Source organism: Luteibacter anthropi, assembly GCF_023699965.1.
Taxonomy (GTDB): Bacteria; Pseudomonadota; Gammaproteobacteria; order Xanthomonadales; family Rhodanobacteraceae; genus Luteibacter; species Luteibacter anthropi.
In genome coordinates this window covers 2,587,282-2,605,660 of record NZ_CP077072.1, presented here as the reverse complement: position 1 = coordinate 2,605,660, position 18,379 = coordinate 2,587,282, and the positions used below count along the sequence as shown (strand labels likewise).

Sequence of the window (18,379 nt, the reverse complement as noted above, 5' to 3'; positions counted from 1 at the left end):
GAGCGCAACATCGCCGATGCGATCGGCTCCCACACCTTCGGTAGGGAGACAGTTTTAATTGGTGACGCAGCGTATCAAACGGTCGCGCGCAAGCACGCTCCTACTCTTTGCTTTTTACTTTTGCCCACAGCGATTCCTGCTCTTGCAGTGGGTAGGATGCGAGTGTTCGACCGTCTTGCGCGGCCAGTGTTTCCATGGCACGGAAGCGGCGTTCGAACTTTGCGTTGGCGCCGCGCAAGGCGCGGGAGACATCTACCTTTGCGTGTCTTGCCAGGTTGGCGGCTACGAACAGCAGGTCGCCGATTTCGTCGGCGAGGCGTTCTTCCACGGCGCCGTTGTCGAATTCGTGGCGGACTTCGTCCAGTTCTTCGGCCAGCTTGTCGAGTACCGGGCGGTGGTCGGGCCAGTCGAAGCCGACGTTGGCGGCGCGTTTTTGCAGCTTCACTGCGCGCTGCCATTCGGGCAATCCGTGAGAGATGCCTGCCAGTGCGCTGGTGTCGTCACCGCCTTTTGCCTTGCGTTCTTCCGCCTTCAGGCGATCCCAGTCGCGGGAACGCGCGCTGTCGCTTTCGTGCGTGAGGTCGCCGAACACGTGGGGATGACGGCGTTCCATCTTGTCGCAGATGGCCTGCACTACATCGCCGAAGGTGAAGTGACCGCCCTCTTCGGCCATGCGCGAATGGAATACCACCTGCAACAGCAAGTCGCCCAGTTCATCACGCAGGTCGTGCATGTCGTTGCGGTCGATGGCGTCGGCCACCTCGTAGGCTTCCTCGATCGTATAGGGTGCAATTGTCGAGAAATTCTGACGCAGGTCCCATGGACAACCTCCTTCGGGATCGCGCAGGCGAGCCATGATCGCGAGGAGGTCGTCGACGGGTCGGGTCATGCGTGGTCGTCCGGATCGATGAGGCGTGCCGTCCAGTCGACGGTGGTGTCGCCGCAGGCGATGAATTCGGGATTGATGAGCGAATCGCGCGTGTTGTAACGGAAGGGACGCCCGGCCAGGTCGAGTACGGCGCCGCCGGCTTCTTCCATCACGCATTGCGCCGCCGCCGTGTCCCACTCGGACGTGGCGCCCAGGCGCAGGTAGATGTCGGCGTCGCCGCGTGCGATCACACAGAACTTCAGCGACGAACCCAGCGCAAAGGTTTCGTGCTCGCCCAGGCGGTCGAGCAATGCGCCTGCCCGTGCGCCGGCGTGCGAACGGCTTCCCGTGACGCGCAGGCGCCCATCGGCGCGGCGCGTGCGGATGCGCTCCTTTTCCGCACCCGGTTCGCGCTGGCGCCAGGCGCCGGCACCGCTGGCTGCGAAGTACGTATCGCCACCGACCGGCGCGAGCACGACGCCCAGGACCGGGCGATGATCTTCGATGAGTGCGATGTTCACGGTGAACTCGCCGTTGCGCTTGACGAATTCACGCGTGCCATCAAGCGGATCGACCAGCCAGTGCCGACGCCAGGTGCGGCGCTCGGACCAGGGCGCGGCAAGCGCCTCTTCGGAAATCACCGGCACGCCCGGGGCAATCTCACGCAACCCTTCGGCAATGATGCGCTGGGCGGCGAGGTCGGCGGCGGTGACGGGGGAATCGTCGTCCTTGCGGACTACTTCGAAATCCTGCGCGTAGATCGCCAGGATGGCCTCGGCGGCACGTCGTGCGATGGCACACACGGCATCGAGGCACTGGGCGGGGGCCGGCGACATCACGAGGGACGATAGCGACCGGCGAGGAATTCGCGGGCCATGAACAGGGCGGCGATGGAGCGGCCGTCCGTGACGTCGTCGCGGGCGATCAGCTCGTGCAGTTTATCCATCCGCCAGGGCACCACTTCGAGTTCTTCCGGTTCGTCGCCGGGCAGGCGCTCGGGGTAGAGATCTTGCGCGAGCATCACCTGGATGGTGTGGCTCATGTACGAAGGCGACAGCGACAGCGTGCCCAGGAACTGCACGCTGCGCGCGCCGAAGCCGATTTCTTCCTTCAGTTCGCGGTCGGCGGCCTGTTCGGCGGTTTCGCCTTCGTCGATGCGCCCTTTGGGTGCGCCCAGTTCGTAGCTGTCGATGCCGACGCCATACTCGCGCACCAGCAATACCGTGTCGGCATCGCGCATGGCGACGATAAGCACGGCGCCATGGCCGCCGCTATGCAGTCGATGGAAGGTACGACGCTCGCCGTTGGAGAATTCGAGATCGACCTCCTCCACACGGCGGAAATGGTCTTGTGGCGCGTCACGTGTGGCGAGGATGGTCGGGCGCTTGTTCATCGGTCGATTGTAGCGCCCCGGAATCGCGACAGTGCTTCGGCATGGATGGCCGGCGTGCCGGCGAGCACGCTGCGGGTATCCAGACCGATCTGGCCACCGTCCAGATCGGTAAAGACGCCACCCGCCTCGCGCACGATCACGGCCAGCGCAGCGATGTCGAGGATGTTGAGATCGGATTCCACCACGAGGTCGAGGCTGCCGCGTGCAAGCAGGTGGTAGTGGCAGAAATCGCCATAGCCGCGGATACGGTTGCTGTCGCGGATCATGGCGCCCAGCACATTCCAGCGTGCATCGGAGGTCAGTGTCTTCACGTTGCCGGTGGAAATCGCGGCCTGCGAGAACGCGGTGGTATCCGCGACGCGGACGGGCTCGCCATCCAGGAAGGCGCCACGTCCGCGCACCGCCCACATGCGTTCGTCATAGACCGGCGCGGAGGAGACACCCAGCACCAGCTCGCCACGGTGCATCAGGGCGATCTGGGTGGAGAAGAACGGCGTGCGGCGCACGAAGCTCTTGGTGCCGTCGAGCGGATCGACCAGCCAGAGCCATTCGCGCGAGGTGTCGTCCGCGCCGTATTCCTCGCCGTAGATGCCTGCCTCGGGCAGCGCGCGGGCCAGGATCTCGCGGATCGCCAGTTCGGCCTCGCGGTCGGCCACGGTCACCGGCGTGTCGTCGCCCTTGACGATGACGTCCACGCCCGAGCGCCAGTAATGAAGAATGATGTCGGCGGCGGCGCCTGCGGCATCGCGGGCGGCGGCCAGGGCCTTGTCGAGGGTATCGGTCATGGGTCGAGGGTGGGCGCCAGGCCCGCCTTGCGCTGGAGGGTGACGGAGCCGTCGCGGGCCACGGGGCCGAAACGGGCGATGAGATGGGTGAGTGCGCTGTCGGCAATGCGTGGTACGAGGCGCCCCTGGAAACGCCAGCCCAGCGGCGAGCCGGCCAGGGCGGCAGTGACGGCAAGCGAGCCCTCGCCGTCGTCACGCAGGTCGGCGCGCAGCACGCCCGCATCGCTGCGTGCCTTGAGGGCGATGCCGCCGAGGGCGACGTGGCCTTCGGGCGTTTTCACCGCCGCGGCGCGCCAGCGCACGTCGGCATCCAGCGCCATGGGCCAGTTGTTCTGCAACTCGGCGCGCGGCACCGTGCCTTCGACCACGCCCACCGGCACCAGCTCCGGCGGCAGTGCGGGGCCGGTCAGCACGGCGGCGTCCAGGCGGAAGTCCACGCCGGTCCAGGTCATGCGATCGGGGTCGGTGCGGTCGAGGTGGCCGTCGAAGCGGCCCGACTGTCCGTTCAGATGGATATCCAGATGGGTGCGGCCCAGGATCGCATCGCGCCCCAGCCGCCAGCGCAACTCGCCCAGCTCACGGCCACTGGCCGTTGCCACCCGGCCGGCGCGACCGTCCCAGGCGGTGCCCGAGACGTCTTCCAGCACCAGGCCGTGCGCCCGCGCAGTGATGAAGGCTGCGGCGACACTGGCCGGCAGGAACCAGTAAAGCAGCCCTGCGCCGAGCGCCAGCAGCACGACCGTCAGGCCGATCCAGCGGAACCACTTCAAACCGTCACCTCGAAACGTTCACTTGAGAAGCGGTCGGCGGAGGGGGGATCATGGGCGGATGACCGACGCCCTTTTCACCGCTCCGGCGGCCGACGCGCTCGTGGCGCGAGACCTTTCGACCCTCTGGCACCCGTGCACCCAGATGCACGACCACGAAACCCTTCCGATGGTACCCGTCCTTCGTGGCGAAGGGGCGTGGCTCGTCGGAACGGACGGTAAACGCTACCTCGACGCGGTAAGTTCCTGGTGGACCAACCTGTTCGGCCATGCGGAACCCCGCATCGGCGCCGCCCTGAAGGACCAGCTCGACAAGCTGGAACACGTGATCTTCGCCGGCTTCACCCACGAACCGGCAGTGGAGCTGGCCGAAGAGCTGGTGCGGATCACCCCGAAGGGACTGGATCGCGTCTTCCTCGCGGACAACGGCTCGGCGGCCATCGAAGTGGCCCTGAAGATGAGCTTCCATTACTGGCTCAACCGCGGCCACGGCGAGAAGACCCGCTTCATCGCACTCACCGGCAGCTACCACGGCGAAACCCTGGGCGCGCTCTCGGTGAGCGACGTGGCGCTGTATCGCAAGACCTACGCCCCGTTGCTGCTCACACCGGAACTGGCACCGTCGCCGGATACCTACGAAGGCGAACCGGGCGAATCGCCGCGCGATATCGCAGAGCGCCGCCTCGGCGAGATGCGCACGCTGCTGGAACGCCATGCGCACGAAACCTGCGCGGTCATCGTCGAGCCGCTGGTGCAATGCGCAGGTGGCATGCGCATGTACGATCCGTCCTATCTCACCGGCCTGCGCAAGCTGTGCGACGAGTTCGACGTGCACTTCATCGCCGACGAGATCGCCGTGGGCTTCGGGCGCACGGGCACCTTGTTCGCCTGCGAACAGGCCGGTGTATCGCCCGATTTCATGTGCCTGTCGAAGGGGCTTACCGGCGGTTTCCTGCCGCTGTCGGCCGTGCTCACCACGAAGGACGTCTACGAGGCCTTCTACGCCGAATACGCTGCGGGCAAGGCTTTCCTGCACTCGCATAGCTACACGGGCAACCCGCTGGCCTGCCGCGCGGCCACCGCCACGCTGAAGATCTTCCGCGACGATCCCGTGCTGGAACGCAATCGCGAGCTGGCGGCGCATATGGCCGCGCGCATCGCGCCGCTCAACGCTCATCCGAACGTGGCCCACGTGCGCCAGACCGGCATGATCGCCGCCATCGAACTGGTCGCCGACAAGGCCACCCGCACGCCCTTCCCTGCCGGTGACCGTCGCGGTCTGCGGGTTTACCGGCATGGGCTGGAAAACGGTGCCTTGCTGCGACCGCTGGGCAACATCGTCTACTTCATGCCGCCTTACGTGGTGACGAAGGACGAGATCGATTTCATGGTGGATACCGCCATCGCCGGTATCGCAAAGGCCGTGGCCTAACGGCGCGAAGCAGCCACGGGCAGTTCGCCGAGGCGATGCATCTCGCCTTCGGCAAACAGCTGAGGATGCGACAGGTAGTCCATCGCGAAACCATGGGCATCGGCGCCCCAGAACAGCTCGCCGTCGATGGCGAGCGTGGGGACGCCGAAAACCCGGTCTTCGAGTGCAAGCTCGAAGTTCCGTTGCAAGGCGGCCTTGACCTCGGATGACGACAGCGCTGCCTGCATGTCGTCGATGCCCAGTGCCGTCGCCAGTGGCGCCAGGGCGTCGGCGCTGTCTGCCGCGCGGCCGTGCGCCCAGATCCATTCGAAGAGCGTACCCACCACATCCATGCTGGTACCGGCGGCGATGCACAGGCGCAGTGCGGGCAGCGGATTGAACGGATGGGCCGGCGGGAATTTGAGGGGCGTGCCGGCCTGACGGGCCCGCCACAGGGCATAGCGATAGGTGAACTCGCGCTTGCGCGGGATTTCCGCCGGACCGCGCTGTTCGAGCTGGTTGAGCAGGGCGCCGAAGAGGATGGGCCGGAGGGTCACCTCGCGTTCCCCGGCCAGCTTGCGGATGGCGGGCCACTGGAGCCAGCAGAACGGCGAGACGAAATCGAAGTACCAGACGATCGACATGCCTTGGGCTCCCTCGCGAGTGGGCCGACGATAGCGGGGCCCGGGGCTGGCTACAATGTGCGATCCATCGAATGCGTCAGACTGCCCCATGCGCACCATCCGTATCCATGTCGACCGCCCGCTCGCCAGCGGCACGGACTTCACCCTTCCCGCCCAGGCCGCAGAGCACGTCGCCCGGGTGCTTCGGCTTGATGTCGGCGCTCCTGTGGTGCTCTTTTCCGGCGACGACGGCCTGGAATACGACGCTACGCTGAGTGCCGTGGGCAAACGGGAGGTGGTTGCCACCGTTGGCGAAGGTCGCGCGGTGGAGAACGAGTCGCCGTTGGCGCTCACCCTGGCCCAGGGCGTGGCCCGTGGCGAGAAGATGGACCTGATCGTGCAGAAGGCCACGGAGCTGGGTATCGCGCGGATCGTGCCGATTCTTACCGAGCGTTCCGAGGTGAAGCTCGATGCGTCGCGTGCCGAAAAGCGGTTGCTGCACTGGCGTGCCGTGGCGGCCAGCGCGTGCGAGCAGTCCGGTCGGGCGCGGGTGCCGGTGATCGAGCCGGCGGTGTCGTTGGGGGCATGGCTGGGTTCGCTCGGCGAGGGCGGCCCGATGCGACTGGCGTTGTTGCCGGAGGGGTCGAAGCGCCCCGGGGAGCTGGCACTGAAGGACGCCGCGATCCTGGCCATCGGACCGGAAGGCGGCTTCGGTGAGCGGGATCGATCGGCGCTGGCGGCGACGGGGTTTACCGGGTTGAAGCTGGGGCCACGTATCCTGCGCACCGAAACAGCAGGGCTTGCCGCCATCGCGGCATTGCAGGCGCTATACGGCGACGTCTGATCACCCCACCTTCTGTAGGAGCGCGCCTTGCGCGCGACAGCCTATGGAACGGTGACGCGATAACCGGTCGCGCGCAGGCGCGCTCCTACATCGTCATAGGCGATCACAGGGCTTTTGTAGGAGCGCGCCTTGCGCGCGACAGGGCTATGGAACGGTGACGCGATGACCGGTCGCGCGCGAGGCGCGCTCCTACATCGTCATAGGCGGTCACAGGGCTTTTGTAGGAGCGCGCCTTGCGCGCGACAGGGCTATGGAACGGTGACGCGATGACCGGTCGCGCGCAGGCGCGCTCCTACATCGTCATAGGCGGTCACAGGGCTTTTGTAGGAGCGCGCCTTGCGCGCGACAGGGCTATGGAACGGTGACGCGATAACCGGTCGCGCGCAGGCGCGCTCCTACATCGTCATAGGCGGTCACAGGGCATTTGTAGGAGCGCGCCTTGCGCGCGACAGTCCTATGGAACGCTGACGCAACAACCGGTCGCGCGAGGCGCGCTCCTACATGGTGATCTTGGCGATGCGGGACATCACGTCGTCGGTGAGAAGCGGCAGGGCGTCGAGTGCCAGCAGGTTTTCCGATAGCTGTTCCTTGCGGCTTGCGCCGAGGATGACCGTGGAAACGTGCGGGTTTTTCAGGCACCACGCCAGCGACAGGCGGGCGAGCGGGATGCCGAGTTCTTCGGCGATGGGCGCCAGCGCACGCACCGTTTTCAGTCTGGCGCCATCGTTTTCCAGCAACCCCTTTCGCAGCCATGCGTTGTCTGGCTGCCCCAGCCGCGAGTCGTCGGGGATGCCGTCGTTGTATTTGCCCGTGAGCAAACCCGATGCCAGCGGCGACCAGATCGTGGTGCCCATGCCGTGCTTCTCGTACAGCGAGGCATACTCTTTCTCAACCCGCTCGCGATGCAGCAGGTTGTACTCCGGCTGCTCCATCGACGGTGGTACGAGATGATTCTCGCGCGCCACGCGATGCGCTTCCTCGATCCGCTCCGCCGGCCACTCGCTCGTGCCCCAGTAGAGCACCTTGCCCTGGCGCACCAGCGTATCCATCGCCCACACCGTCTCCAGCACGGGCGTGTCCGGATCGGCACGATGGCAGAAATACATATCGAGGTAATCGACGCGCAGTCGATCCAGCGCCTGGTGGCAGGCATCGAACACATGCTTGCGCGACAGGCCGCGCTGCGTCGGCTTTGGATCCTTGCTGGCGCCGAAGTACACCTTGCTCGATACGCAGTACGCATCGCGCGGCAGGCGCAGGTCGGCGATCACGTCGCCCATCAGCTTTTCGGCTTCGCCGGCGTTGTATGTCTCGGCGTTGTCGAAGAAATTGACGCCGTTGTCGTACGCCAGCGCGATCAGGTCGCGTGCAGCCGATCGCCCCACCTGTCGTCCGAAGGTGACCCATGCACCATAGGACAGGGCGGAGATCTTCAGACCTGTGGAACCGAGGCGACGGTATTGCATGGCAAATTCCTAGCGGATGAGCGAAAGGACGAGGTAAAGCACCACCCCGGCGAAGATACCGGCGATCACGTCGTCGAGCATGACACCCAGGCCGCCTTTCACCCGCCGGTCGAACCAGCCGATGGGTGGCGGCTTGGCCACGTCGAACACGCGGAACAGCACGAAGCCAAGGATCACCGCCCACCACGGCGCGAACAACGCCGGGAGCAAGGCAATCCACTGGCCGACGAATTCATCCCAGACGAGGCTGCGATGATCGTCCACGCCCAGGATGCGCCCTGCCCGATCGCAGGCCCACACGCCGATCACGAAAGACACGCCGATCACGACCAGCCATGCCGGCACCGAAAGGCCACGCAGCAGCAGCCACGGCAGGAGGGCCGCCAAAGAACCGGCCGTGCCCTGCGCCTTCGGCGTCAGGCCCGAGCCGAAGCCACAGGCGATCCAGCCTGCCTGCGAGGCCAGCAGGCGGCGCCGATCCGCCGGGTCCAGGACGTATTTGGTGCTGCTCATGCCGCGAAATGGTTCCAGCCCGCACGCGAAGGGGCAAGCGTTTCGCCATCGGTGCCGATGACGCGCACGCCCTGCCCTTCCACGATGCGGCCGATCCGCGTGGCGCCGCAGCCAAGCCGGGCCAGATCGGCGGACAGGTCGCCTGCACGTTCGGCAGGTACGGTGAAGCACAGCTCGTAGTCGTCGCCGCCACCGAGCGCGAAATCAATGGCGTCGGCATCGTGGAAGTGGGCGATCATCGCCGACGAACGCGGCAGCAGGGCCGCATCGATATCGGCACCCACGCCACTCTTCGCACAGATATGGCCCAGATCGGCCACGAGGCCGTCGGACACATCGATGCAGGCCGTGGCGATGCCACGCAGCGCCTGCCCCACCGCCACCCGTGGCGTGGGCCGGTTGAGCCGGCCGATGAGTTCGGCATAAGGCGAGGTATCGGCCTCGGCAAGACAGCGCAGGCCAGCGGCCGCGTCGCCCAGCGTACCGGTGACCATCACCACGTCACCCACGCGCGCAGTGGAGCGCAGCAGTGCTTCGTCCGGTGCGGTGAAACCATGCACCGCGACGGTCACGGTCAACGGACCGCGCGTGGTATCTCCACCGATCAGTGCGAGGCGAAATGGCGTGGCCAGCTCGGCAAAACCGCGGGCAAGGCCATCGATGAAGGCCTCGTCCTGCGTGGGGATCGTGAGCGCCAATAGCGCCCAGGCCGGCGTGGCGCCCATGGCCGCGAGGTCGGAAAGATTCACCGCCAGTGCCTTCCAGCCGATGTCGGCCGGATCGGTACCCACGGGAAAGTGGATACCCTCCACGAGGCTATCCACTGCAATGGCAAGTTCCCGTCCTGCGGGAACCGCGACGATGGCGGCATCGTCGCCTATGCCGATCTTTACGTCGTCGCGGTGCGACTCGGTATGCCGGCGGATGCGTTCGATCAGGTCGAATTCCATGCGTGTCCTGGTGAGGAAGGGCGGATGCCTTTCCTCAGGATCGCTTTTCGGCCGTACGCCAGTGCGTCGCGAGTTTGTCGAGAACACCGTTCACATAGCTGTGGCCGTGATCGGCACCGAAGCGCTTGGTGGCTTCCACCGCTTCATTGATCACCACGCGGTACGGGACGTCCGGACGGTACTTCAGCTCGTAGGCACCCATGCGCAGGGCGGCACGCTCGATGGGGTCGATCTGGCCCACTTCGCGATCCACGAAGGGCTTGATGCCGTCGTCGAGTTCGGCGAGGTGCTGCTCGACGCCACGCAGGATGTCCTCGAAGTATTCGAGGTCGGCCACTTCCATGTCCTGCTCGTGACGGAACTGCGCGATGACCGCGCCCATGCGGCTGCCGCCGACCTGCCAGGCATACAGGGCCTGGAGCGCACGACGGCGGGCGCGCGAACGCGCAGCGAGATCGATGTTGGTCATTTGCCGAGCTTCGAATAGAGGTTGGTCATCTCGATCGCGACCATGGCGGCGTCGGCACCCTTGTTGCCGGCCTTGGTACCGGCACGCTCGATGGCCTGCTCGATGCTGTCGGTGGTGAGCACGCCGAAGCACACGGGCACGCCGGAGGCATAGGCCGCCTGGCCCAGGCCCTTGGCGGCTTCGCCCGCCACGTAGTCGAAATGCGGGGTGGAACCGCGGATGACGGCACCCAGGCCGATCACGGCGGCGTACTTGCCGGAGCCGGCGACCTTGTAGGCGGCCTGCGCGATTTCCCACGCTCCCGGCACGCGAATCAGGTCGATCGCGTCGTCCTTCACGCCGTGGCGGACCAGCGCGTCACGCGCGCCTTCCACCAGCGGCTCGACGACGAACGCATTGAAACGGCCGGCGACGATGGCGAAACGGCCCTTGGGAGTGGCGAAATCGCCTTCGATGATCTTCATGTGGGGTGTCCTGATGGCGGATCGGCCGCCGGGCGGCCGGATATTTTACGGGGTTTTGGGCCGGGGATGCCCGCTGAAGGCCAGCCGGGCCCGCCCGCCGTTCACTTGCAGCGTGCCGGGCACGCCGAACGGAAGGGTGAACTTGGCCGGTGCATGGCCGAACGGCAGGCCGTGGATCACGGGGATGCCACAGGCGGCGGCGATACGCTCGAAGGTAACGGGCAGGTCGTAGCCATTGTCGTAGCCGGCCACCCGGTAGCTGGTGAAATCGCCCAGCACCAGGGCCTTCTGCCGGCCCAGTACGCCTGCATGGATGAGGTGGTAGAGCATGCGCTCGACCCGGTAAGGCGGCTCGGCGATTTCCTCGATGAAGAGAATGCCCCCTTCGATGTGGGGAAAGTACTCCGTGCCCACCAGACTGGTGAGCATGGCGAGGTTGCCGCCCCAAAGGGTGCCCGAGACCTCCAGGTCGTCGCTGTCCGGGGCGTCCCAGGTCGCTTCGGCCTCGTCGGAACCGAGGACATGCCAGAAGTGGTTCCAGGTGAGCGGATCCAGCTCAGGTGCCCCGAAATCCGCACCGAGCATCGGGCCGCCCAGCGTGGTGACGCCGCTACGGGTGAGCAGCGCGCATTGCAGCGCGGTGAAGTCGCTGTGGCCGACCAGGGCCATCGGCGCGCCTTGCAGCCGACGCAGGCCCTCGTAGTCCAGCAGCGGCAACAGGGGATGGGCCCCGTAGCCGCCCCGGATGGCCAGCATCACGTCGGGAAGCGGACGCGATGGATCGGTCAGGGCGTTGATATCCGCCGCCCGCTCCGCGTCCGTGCCGGCGAAACGCAGTTCACGGCGCTCCAGCACCTCCTTGCCCGACAGGCGATGCCCGGCCTCCTCCAGGCGGAGGATGCCGCGACTCATGGCCTCGGCGTTGTGGGGGTAACCGGCGGGTGCGAACAGGCGGATGTCGTAGGAGGCAGGCATGGTGACGTGTTTAACTGGCCTGACCGACCACTTCAAGCCCAAAGCCGGCGATGCCGACGAACTTGCGTGGCGTTCCGATGACCGTGAGACGCTTCACGCCCAGGTCGGCAAGGATCTGGGCGCCCAGTCCGAGCTGGCGCCACTCCTGGTCGTCCTTCGGCGGCGGCTGGGGGGCAGCCTCGCGACGCAGGCGGGCCAGCAGGGCGTCGGGAGTGTCTTCGCCGGACAGCACCAGCAGCACGCCGCGCCCTTCGCCGGCGATGCGACGCAGCGCTTCGGTGACGGTCTGACCCAGGTCGTCGCGCTTCAGGTGCAGCACGTCGGAGAGCGTATTGCGCACATGGACGCGGGTAAGCACGGGGTCGCCGTTGCCGACATCGCCCAGGGTGAGCGCGAAGTGCAGCCCGCGACGGATGGCGTCGCGGAAGGCCACGAGGCGGAACGGACCGAACTCGGTTTCCACGTCTTCGGCGAAGACGCGCTCGATGGTCTTCTCTGTTTCCAGGCGATAGCGGATCAGGTCGGCGATGGTGCCGATCTTCAGGCCATGCTTCGCCGCGAAGGCTTCCAGTTCGGGACGGCGCGCCATGGAGCCGTCGTCGTGCAGGATCTCGATCAGCACGGAGGCCGGTTCGAGGCCGGCCAGCGCCGCGAGGTCACAACCGGCTTCGGTGTGGCCGGCGCGGGTGAGCACGCCACCGGGCTGGGCGGTGAGCGGGAAGACGTGGCCCGGCATGGTGATGTCGGCCGGCGAGGCGTTCTTCGCCACGGCCACCTGCACCGTGCGGGCGCGATCCTGGGCAGAGATGCCCGTGGTTACACCTTCGGCGGCCTCGATGGAGACGGTGAAGTTGGTGTGGTACGGCGAGTTGTTGTCGCTGACCATCGGCTTCAGGCCGAGCTGGCGCGTGCGCTGTTCCGTCAGCGTCAGGCACATCAGCCCGCGGGCTTCCTTCACCATGAAGTTGACGTCTTCCGGGCGCACCTTCTCGGCAGCCATCACGATGTCGCCTTCGTTCTCGCGGTCTTCATCGTCGAGGATCACGACCATGCGCCCGTTGCGCATGTCTTCGAGGATTTCGGGAATGGTATTGAATGGCATGACAGGTCCGGGGTCAGGCGAAGCCGTGCTGTTTCAGGAAGGCCTCGTCGAGGCGCGGCGCTTCGCCTGCCGAAAGCAGGCGTTCGACGTAACGGGCGACCACGTCGACTTCGATGTTTACCGAGTCACCGGGACGGCGCGCGGAGAAGGTGGTCTGATCCACCGTATGCGGAATCAGGTTCACGCCGAAGCGGTTGCCGTTGACTTCGTTCACGGTGAGGCTGGTGCCGTCGATGCAGACCGAACCCTTGTGCGCGATGTAGCGCGCCAGCTCGCGCGGCACTTCGAACGTCCAGCGCAGCGAGCGGCCGTCGGGCACGATGGACACCACCTTGCCGGTGCCGTCGACGTGGCCCGAGACCAGATGGCCGCCCAGGCGGTCGGCGAGGCGCAGCGCCTTTTCGAGATTCACCGCATCGCCGGCCTTGTAGTTGCCTAGCGAGGTATGAGCGAGGGTTTCGTTGGAGACGTCCGCGGCGAAGCTATGGGTGTCGAACTCGATCACGGTGAGGCACACGCCGGACACGGCGATGCTGTCGCCCAGGGCGACGTCGGTCATGTCGAGGGTGGCGGTGTCCACGACGAGGCGGACGTCGCCGCCGCGCGGTTCGAGTCGCGAAATGCGACCGACGGCCTGGATGATGCCGGTGAACATGTCAGTGGCCTCCCATGGGGAAGGCGACGGTGCAGCTTTGGTTTTTCATGAAACGTTTCCCGCGGTGGTGAGCGAAAAACGCCCCAAGGCGCATGGCGGCATGCCTCCCCGCAAGGGGATGCCTGTCGCCGTCTTCTTTCATCCGGACTGTGACCGTCGGCTCCGGCATTCGACCGGATCTGCTGACCTCCCGGCAGGACCGGGAGCGCTCGCGGGCTCGCTTCCCGAAGGAAACCTACCGCCGGTGGGGAATTTCGCCCCGCCCTGAAGACGCTGTGAGGCGCAAGGATAGCATGGGCTTTCCGTGCGCCATGGCGGGATGGGGGGCTTCTATGCACCTTTCAAGCCCCCGCTACGGAATCCTGCCGGCCGCCGATCTCCTGTAGGAGCGGGCCTTGCCCGCGACCCCTGCGAAGACCCACGGTGACTAATGACGCAGGCGCCACCGGGCAGGCGCTAAACGCTCGCCTGATGACGCACAAAGCCTCATTCGCAGGGAACCGATGCTGAGGGGGCGCGGGCGAGGCCCGCTCCTACAATGAGCGTCGTCGCCTAGGTATGACGGGGTGGCTTCAGCACCTGATCCATCACCTGGCTCGTCCGCGCGGCTGATTCACCGGTGGAGGGACATCCCCCGCGCCCCAGCAAGGCATCGACCACGGTGCTGATCAATGGTTGTTGGATATGCAAGGGATTGGCGATGCGAAGCTCTTCCACCTTTCCGTTGGATTCGACGCGGATCGGACCATCGCCGAACGTGGCGAATACCAGCCGGCCACGGTCGCCCACGATCTCCACGCGATCCTCGCGCCGGTCTGCCCCGAAATTCCACAGGCCCGTGCCGAGTATCCCGCTGCCAAAGGCGAATGCCATGGCCACGGTATCTTCGGCCGGATAGGCGGCCATCTGGTTCGCGCTCATGCCACGTACGTCGACGATCGGGCCCAGCAGGAAATCGAGGATGTCGAGCGTGTGGCAGCCGATATCCACGAAGATGCCGCCACCGGAGAGTTCGGGGCGCACCGTCCAGGGGAGGTTGGCCGGGTCGCGGTAGCGCGCTTCCAGCGGGTGGTGCAGCAGCACGTTCACCAGGCGCGGCGTACCGATGACGCCGTCGCGAAGCAGGCTGGCGAGGGTGGTGAAACGGGGCAGCGCCCGGCGGTAGTACGCAACGAATACAGGTACGTTCGCGGCCTTTCCCGCCTCCACGATGTCCATGCATTCGCGATGATTCATCGCCATGGGTTTTTCGAGGTAGACGGGCTTGCCGGCGGCGATGGCCTTCAGCGCATAGTCGCGATGACTCGACGGCGGGGTTGCAACGTAGACGGCATCGACCTGCGGATCGGCGATCAGCGCTTCGGCGTTGTCGTACCAGCAAGGAACATGGTGGCGCGTTGCGTAGTCACGCGCCTTGTCCGCATCGCGACGCATGACGGCAACCAGCGATGAGTCGGGGACTTTGGAAAAAGCGGGGCCGCTCTTTACCTCGGTCACCGCGCCGCACCCGATAATGCCCCACCCCACGTGCATCATGACCACGCACCGCCCTGCTCGACGCCGGGTTCCGTGGCACGTCCATCCCGCCCACGACCCGTCGTTCCTGCGAAAGCAGGAACCCAGCGCGGAGCGTGGGGACGGGCCGCAGAGCCGATTCGGCGCTCTCGCGACAACCGCAGACCGGGGCGCTGGATTCCTGCGTACGCAGGAATGACGGTAGGCGGGGGTGCGATCACGGTACGGCTCATGCACATAGGCGGGGGTGCGATCACGGTACGGCTCGTGCGCATAGGCGGGAGTGCGATCACGTTACGGCTCGTGTGCATTAGGTGGCGTGCGATCACGTTACGGCCCATGTGCAGGATTCACGGCAGGGTGGAGTGCGATGGCCATTCAGGCTTTCGCTGCCGGGCGCATCAGCAGGCGCATGTCGTCGCCTACCTGGCGTCGGTCGAGGGTTTCCATCTGCCAGCGTGAAGCCATGTCGTCCAGCGGTGGCAGTTCGAGCATGGGCCTTGCGGTGCTTCCCAGCAGGACGGGAGCCACGTAGACGAGCAGTTCGTCGGCCAGCCCCTTCGCGAGCAAGGCACCACACAACACCGGGCCGGCTTCGACGTGTACCTCGTTGATGTCGTTCAATGCCAGCCAGTGCAGGGCCGCGTGCAGATCGAGGCCACCATCGTCGCGGCGGATCCCTACACGTCTGGCCTCTTGCAGATGCGCCGGAACCTCGGCGGCCGCTGCATGAAACAACACCGTGGGTGCGTTTTCATCGAGCACGTTGGCGCCGGCAGGCGTACGCAGGTGTGTATCCAGGATCGCGCGCAGCGGCGGCACGAAGGCTTCGCCTGCGGGCAGGCGCACCGTGAGGTGGGGATTGTCCGCGAGCACCGTGCCACTGGCCGACAGGATGGCCGAAGCCCGGGCGCGCCAGCGCTGCACGTCGGCACGCGCCGCATCGCCGGTGATCCATTTCGACGAGCCGTCAGCCAGCGCAGTGCGGCCATCGAGGCTCATGGCGAGCTTGACCCGCACCCACGGGCGTCCGCGCTGGATACGGCTGAAGAAGCCGATGTTCAACTCATGCGCCGCGTCGCGCATCAGCCCCACCTGCACGCCGATACCAGCGGCACGCAGCTTTTCGATGCCCTTGCCGGCCACCTTGTCGAAGGGATCTTCATGCGCAATGACGACACGCCCTACCCCGGCGGTAATCAGGGCATCCGCACAGGGCGGCGTACGACCGTGATGGGCGCAGGGTTCCAGCGTGACGTAGGCCGTGGCACCACGGGCCGCTTCGCCCGCTTCGCACAGGGCGAACACCTCGGCATGGGGCTGGCCGGCCTTGGGATGCCAGCCGGTGCCGAGCACGGTCTCGCCGCGGGCGATGACGCAGCCGACGCGGGGGTTGGGCTGGGTGGTATGCAGGCCACGCTCCGCCAGGCGCAGGGCATGCGCCATGTGGACGTGGTCGAGAGCGGGAAAGAAGGGCTTGGACATGCCGCCATTCTCGCAGATCGAAAGCCCCTTCCCCTCCCCCGAAGGAACAGGAGCCTGACATGTAGGAGCGCGCCTCGCGCGCGACCGGGCTGGAACGGAATGCTGAGGTATGAAACGAGCGGGATCGCCTGTGCCGGTCGCGCGCGAGGCGCGCTCCTACAGGGAACTTAGCCTTTGCGGCCGCGCTTGGTGACGTCAAGCAGGGGGAGTTGCAGGCCTTCAATCTTAGGAAGATCGCGTTCCAGTTTCTCGATTTCCTCGCGGAAGGCGTGCACATCCTCGAAGCGGCGGTACACCGACGCGAAACGCACGTAGGCCACCTGGTCGAGCGCCTTCAGCTCACGCATCACCAGCTCGCCCACCTGCCGCGACGGCACCTCGCGCTCGCCACAGCGGCGCAGGTCGTTGGTGACGGCACGCACGGCCGAATCCACCGCGTCGCTGGCCACCGGACGCTTCTGCAGGGCGCGCTCGAAGCTCACCCGCAGCTTGTGTTCGTCGAACGGCTCCCGGCGATCGCCTGACTTGACGATCGCCGGGAGCTTCAGCTCGGCAGTCTCGAAGGTATTGAAGCGTTCGCCGCATTGCGGGCACTCGCGCCGCCGCCGCACCGTGCCACCGTCTTCGGTGAGCCGGGAATCGATGACGCGGGTGTCTTCATGCTGGCAGAACGGACAATGCATCGATCAGCCGTATACCGGGAACTTCTTGCACTGCGCCGTGACCTTCTCGCGCACCGCGGCAATCACGGCTTCGTCGGCCGGCGCGTCGAGCACGTCGCAGATCCACTGGGCCAGCTCGATCGTGTCGGCTTCCTTGTAGCCACGGGTGGTGATCGCCGGCGTACCGACGCGCAGGCCCGAGGTGACGAAGGGCGAACGGGGATCGTTCGGCACGGCATTCTTGTTGACCGTGATGTGCGCCTTGCCGAGGGCGGCTTCCGCATCCTTGCCGGTGACCTCGCGACCGATCAGGTCCACCAGCATGAGGTGGTTCTCGGTGCCACCGGACACGACCTTGTAGCCGCGCTCGATCAGGGTCTTCGCCATGGCCTTGGCGTTCTTCACGACCTGCTGCTGGTACTCCTTGAAGGACGGCTCGAGGGCTTCCTTGAAGGCCACCGCCTTGGCGGCGATGACGTGCATCAGCGGGCCACCCTGGATGCCCGGGAATACCACGGACTGAAGCTTCTTCTCGATCTCTTCGCCGAGGCCCTTGGCCACGATGATGCCGCCGCGCGGACCGCGCAGGGTCTTGTGCGTGGTGGAGGTGACCACGTGGGCGTGCGGCAGCGGGCTCGGGTAGACGCCTGCGGCGACCAGGCCGGCGATATGGGCCATGTCCACGAACAGGTAGGCACCCACCTTGTCGGCGATGGCGCGGAAGCGCGCCCAGTCGAGCACCTGCGAGTAGGCCGAGAAACCGGCGACGATCATCTTCGGCTTGTGCTCGACGGCCAGCTTCTCGACTTCGTCGTAGTTGACCAGGCCGGTGTCCGGGTCGATGCCGTACTGGATGGCGTTGAAGATCTTGCCCGAGAGGTTGACCTTGGCGCCGTGGGTGAGATGGCCGCCGTGGGCCAGGCTCATGCCCAGGATGGTGTCGCCCGGCTGCAGCAGGGCGAAGTAGACGGCCTGGTTGGCCTGCGAGCCGGAGTGCGGCTGCACGTTGGCGTAATCGGCGCCGAACAGCTCCTTCAGGCGGTCGATGGCCAGCTTCTCGGCGATATCGACGTATTCGCAGCCACCGTAGTAACGCTTGCCGGGATACCCCTCGGCGTACTTGTTGGTGAGCGACGAGCCCTGGGCCTCCATCACGCGCGGGCTGGCGTAGTTCTCCGAGGCGATCAGTTCGACGTGATCCTCCTGGCGGCGGGATTCGTCGGCAATGGCCTTGGCGAGTTCGTCGTCGTAGCCAGCGATCTTTGCATCCTTCGGGAACATCTCGACCTCATGCGGCGGGTGGGGAAATAAGCCGAAAGTGTAGCTTCAGCGGGCGTTTGCAGCCACCTTCCGGCCCGCGAGCGACCGGGGCCGGCCATGTTCAGTGGCAGCAAGGCAAGGTCACGACGGCCGGACCGGCGCGGCCCCTGGA

20 protein-coding genes and 1 riboswitch are annotated in these 18,379 nt (G+C 66.2%); of the genes, 2 read left to right on the top strand and 18 right to left on the bottom strand.

What is annotated here, in order from left to right; all coding sequences use genetic code 11:
• Positions 1–100: 100 nt before the first annotated feature.
• Genes mazG through gspN form a run of 5 tightly spaced genes read right to left on the bottom strand, consistent with a single transcriptional unit; the run spans position 101 to position 3,816 of the window.
• A complete protein-coding gene (mazG, locus tag KR767_RS11465) occupies positions 101–889 on the bottom strand; it encodes a nucleoside triphosphate pyrophosphohydrolase (protein WP_250876407.1) in 789 nt (262 codons plus the stop codon).
• Positions 886–1,704: a 3'(2'),5'-bisphosphate nucleotidase CysQ gene (gene cysQ / locus KR767_RS11460; protein ID WP_250876406.1), complete on the bottom strand. Its 819-nt coding sequence runs from the start codon at positions 1,702–1,704 to the stop codon at positions 886–888. The genes mazG and cysQ overlap by 4 nt, the downstream gene beginning before the upstream one ends.
• Positions 1,704–2,261, bottom strand: coding sequence for an ADP compounds hydrolase NudE (gene nudE / locus KR767_RS11455; protein ID WP_166947552.1), 558 nt, complete (start codon positions 2,259–2,261; stop codon positions 1,704–1,706). Before nudE ends, cysQ begins: the two co-directional genes overlap by 1 nt.
• Positions 2,258–3,046: an inositol monophosphatase family protein gene (locus tag KR767_RS11450; protein WP_250876405.1), complete on the bottom strand. Its 789-nt coding sequence runs from the start codon at positions 3,044–3,046 to the stop codon at positions 2,258–2,260. The genes nudE and KR767_RS11450 overlap by 4 nt, the downstream gene beginning before the upstream one ends.
• A complete protein-coding gene (gspN, locus tag KR767_RS11445; protein WP_250876404.1) occupies positions 3,043–3,816 on the bottom strand; it encodes a type II secretion system protein N in 774 nt (257 codons plus the stop codon). Before gspN ends, KR767_RS11450 begins: the two co-directional genes overlap by 4 nt.
• A 58-nt stretch (positions 3,817–3,874) precedes the next feature.
• Here gspN and KR767_RS11440 point away from each other — a divergent pair, with 58 nt between their 5' ends.
• Positions 3,875–5,245, top strand: coding sequence for an adenosylmethionine--8-amino-7-oxononanoate transaminase (locus tag KR767_RS11440; RefSeq protein ID WP_250876403.1), 1,371 nt, complete (start codon positions 3,875–3,877; stop codon positions 5,243–5,245).
• Here KR767_RS11440 and KR767_RS11435 read toward each other — a convergent pair.
• Positions 5,242–5,868: a 2-hydroxychromene-2-carboxylate isomerase gene (locus KR767_RS11435; protein WP_166947544.1), complete on the bottom strand. Its 627-nt coding sequence runs from the start codon at positions 5,866–5,868 to the stop codon at positions 5,242–5,244. The two genes, KR767_RS11440 and KR767_RS11435, sit on opposite strands and share 4 nt — an antisense overlap.
• Positions 5,869–5,956: 88 nt before the next feature.
• On the opposite strand from KR767_RS11435, the gene KR767_RS11430 reads away from it, so the two are divergent.
• A complete protein-coding gene (locus KR767_RS11430) occupies positions 5,957–6,691 on the top strand; it encodes a 16S rRNA (uracil(1498)-N(3))-methyltransferase (protein ID WP_250876402.1) in 735 nt (244 codons plus the stop codon).
• Positions 6,692–7,188: 497 nt separating this feature from the next.
• On the opposite strand, the gene KR767_RS11425 is transcribed toward KR767_RS11430, so the two are convergent.
• From KR767_RS11425 to glyA, 12 genes are all read right to left on the bottom strand, one after another.
• Positions 7,189–8,157 (bottom strand): potassium channel beta subunit family protein, encoded by a 969-nt coding sequence (locus KR767_RS11425; RefSeq protein WP_166947540.1) that lies wholly within the window; start codon positions 8,155–8,157, stop codon positions 7,189–7,191.
• A 9-nt stretch (positions 8,158–8,166) separates the two neighbouring features.
• Positions 8,167–8,670, bottom strand: a complete 504-nt coding sequence (locus KR767_RS11420; RefSeq protein ID WP_250876401.1) for a phosphatidylglycerophosphatase A family protein — start codon at positions 8,668–8,670, stop codon at positions 8,167–8,169.
• Positions 8,667–9,620: a thiamine-phosphate kinase gene (thiL, locus tag KR767_RS11415; protein WP_250876400.1), complete on the bottom strand. Its 954-nt coding sequence runs from the start codon at positions 9,618–9,620 to the stop codon at positions 8,667–8,669. The genes KR767_RS11420 and thiL overlap by 4 nt, the downstream gene beginning before the upstream one ends.
• Before the next feature lie 34 nt (positions 9,621–9,654).
• Positions 9,655–10,089: a transcription antitermination factor NusB gene (nusB, locus tag KR767_RS11410; protein ID WP_166947534.1), complete on the bottom strand. Its 435-nt coding sequence runs from the start codon at positions 10,087–10,089 to the stop codon at positions 9,655–9,657.
• A complete protein-coding gene (ribH, locus tag KR767_RS11405) occupies positions 10,086–10,553 on the bottom strand; it encodes a 6,7-dimethyl-8-ribityllumazine synthase (protein ID WP_166947532.1) in 468 nt (155 codons plus the stop codon). The genes nusB and ribH overlap by 4 nt, the downstream gene beginning before the upstream one ends.
• A 45-nt stretch (positions 10,554–10,598) precedes the next feature.
• Positions 10,599–11,528 (bottom strand): muramoyltetrapeptide carboxypeptidase, encoded by a 930-nt coding sequence (gene ldcA, locus KR767_RS11400; protein ID WP_250876399.1) that lies wholly within the window; start codon positions 11,526–11,528, stop codon positions 10,599–10,601.
• A 10-nt stretch (positions 11,529–11,538) separates the two neighbouring features.
• A complete protein-coding gene (gene ribB / locus KR767_RS11395; protein ID WP_250876398.1) occupies positions 11,539–12,630 on the bottom strand; it encodes a 3,4-dihydroxy-2-butanone-4-phosphate synthase in 1,092 nt (363 codons plus the stop codon).
• 13 nt (positions 12,631–12,643) lie between these two features.
• On the bottom strand, positions 12,644–13,285 hold the full coding sequence (locus KR767_RS11390; RefSeq protein ID WP_250876397.1) for a riboflavin synthase: 642 nt from the start codon (positions 13,283–13,285) through the stop codon (positions 12,644–12,646).
• Positions 13,286–13,411: 126 nt separating this feature from the next.
• Positions 13,412–13,561, bottom strand: a riboswitch (FMN riboswitch).
• Between the two features lie 276 nt (positions 13,562–13,837).
• On the bottom strand, positions 13,838–14,827 hold the full coding sequence (locus tag KR767_RS11385) for a Gfo/Idh/MocA family protein (protein WP_250876396.1): 990 nt from the start codon (positions 14,825–14,827) through the stop codon (positions 13,838–13,840).
• 351 nt (positions 14,828–15,178) lie between these two features.
• A complete protein-coding gene (gene ribD / locus KR767_RS11380) occupies positions 15,179–16,246 on the bottom strand; it encodes a bifunctional diaminohydroxyphosphoribosylaminopyrimidine deaminase/5-amino-6-(5-phosphoribosylamino)uracil reductase RibD (RefSeq protein ID WP_425602750.1) in 1,068 nt (355 codons plus the stop codon).
• A 206-nt stretch (positions 16,247–16,452) separates the two neighbouring features.
• The gene (gene nrdR / locus KR767_RS11375) at positions 16,453–16,968 is read right to left on the bottom strand and encodes a transcriptional regulator NrdR (RefSeq protein WP_166947522.1); all 516 of its coding nucleotides are present in this window, start codon (positions 16,966–16,968) and stop codon (positions 16,453–16,455) included.
• A gap of 3 nt (positions 16,969–16,971) precedes the next feature.
• Positions 16,972–18,228 (bottom strand): serine hydroxymethyltransferase, encoded by a 1,257-nt coding sequence (glyA, locus tag KR767_RS11370; RefSeq protein WP_250876394.1) that lies wholly within the window; start codon positions 18,226–18,228, stop codon positions 16,972–16,974.
• Positions 18,229–18,379 lie beyond the last annotated feature (151 nt).